Origin of the sequence: Psychrobacter urativorans (genome assembly GCF_904846695.1) — a bacterium.
In the GTDB taxonomy this organism is placed as follows: Bacteria; Pseudomonadota; Gammaproteobacteria; order Pseudomonadales; family Moraxellaceae; genus Psychrobacter; species Psychrobacter urativorans.
This window is the reverse complement of record NZ_CAJHBR010000058.1, coordinates 1-1,515: the sequence shown is the minus strand read 5'-3', so window position 1 is coordinate 1,515 and position 1,515 is coordinate 1. Positions and strand designations below refer to the sequence as shown.

Below are 1,515 nucleotides of genomic sequence, written 5' to 3'. Positions count from 1 at the left end.
AAATCCCATCGAGAAGAAGTGGGCTCAAGTGAAGTTTTTACGCCAAGGTTGGATGGAAAATGACTTATCTAAATTGTTTTATGATATTCATCCAAAACATAACTCTTTTGTAGTGCAGTGACTATATCTTGTGGGGATGCTGATAGTGGAAATCTTATCGTACAAGGTGATAATTTAGATGCCCTAAAAGCATTATTACCTCGCTATGCTGGAAAAGTAAAGTGCATCTATATTGATCCACCCTATAACACTGGCAATGAAGGTTGGGTTTATAACGACAATGTGAATAGTCCAGAAATCAAAAAATGGCTAGGCGAAGTGGTAGGTAAAGAAGGGGAAACCTTAGATCGTCACGACCGTTGGTTATGTATGATGTATCCTCGTTTAGTACTACTAAAACAGTTTTTAAAAGATGACGGGGCAATCTTTATTTCTATAGATGATAACGAAGTAGCTTCACTTCGTATTTTAATGGATGAAATTTTTGGATCAAACAATTTTGTAGCTACAATTGCTTGGCAAAAAATATATACAGTTAAAAATAATGCTCGTCATTTTTCAGAAATGCATGATTATGTGATTATTTATGCTTTAAAAAAGAAGCAATGGGAAAGAAATTTACTTCCTAGAAGTGCTGAGACAGACGAAGATTATTCTAATCCGGATAATGATCCAAGAGGCGAATGGACAACTAATGCATTACAATCGCGAAACTACTATAGTAAAGGTACATACGAAATTTCTTGTCCTGGAGGTAATGTTATATCTGGCCCTCCTAAAGGAACATATTGGAGAATGTCTGAAACTTCGCTTTGGGAACTAGATGATGATAACCGAGTATGGTGGGGTGAGAAAGGAAACAACAGTCCAAGAATAAAAAAGTTTTTATCAGAAGTAAAAGATGGTGTTGTTCCTTCTACATGGTGGGAACACAAATTTGCAGGGACTAACTCAGGAGCAAAAACAGAGTTGCGATCAATTCTGGGTGATTTTGAGGAAGAATTGTTTAATACTCCAAAGCCATGGCAACTGATACAGAGGATTATCCAAATTTCTACGGATAAAGACTCTATCGTTATGGATTCTTTTGCTGGTTCTGGATCAACAGCACATGCTGTTCTTAATCAAAACAAAAAAGATAAAGGAAGTAGAAGATTTATTCTTATAGAAATGGATAAAGTTGTTTCTGAGAGCATTACATCACATAGGATGAGGAGTGTCATCTCTGGATATGCATTTAAAGGGAAAAAGAAAGAAGAACTGTACAATGTGAAGCTTACTCTTTCCAATTTGAAAAACACACCCGAGTATCTTGAAGAAATCTCTAAAATTGAAAACGATAAATCTGAAGAATATACAAGAACGAAGAGAGTATTGAGTGATAATAATATAGTGTATCAAATACAAAAGTGTTATAAGATAAAACATCTCAACAGATATACTTAATTATCATGACTTATTCACTAGACTATCGCAAACAAGTTCTTAAAAGCTTAGCAAATGGCATGACCTTTG

The 1,515-nt window shown here is 34.9% G+C and carries 1 protein-coding gene; it reads left to right on the top strand.

Translation table 11 applies throughout. The features are described 5' to 3' along the window. Positions 1 to 117: 117 nt before the first annotated feature. Positions 118 to 1,446, top strand: coding sequence for a site-specific DNA-methyltransferase (locus tag JMY09_RS14325; RefSeq protein ID WP_201624620.1), 1,329 nt, complete (start codon positions 118 to 120; stop codon positions 1,444 to 1,446). The last annotated feature ends 69 nt before the right edge of the window (positions 1,447 to 1,515 follow it).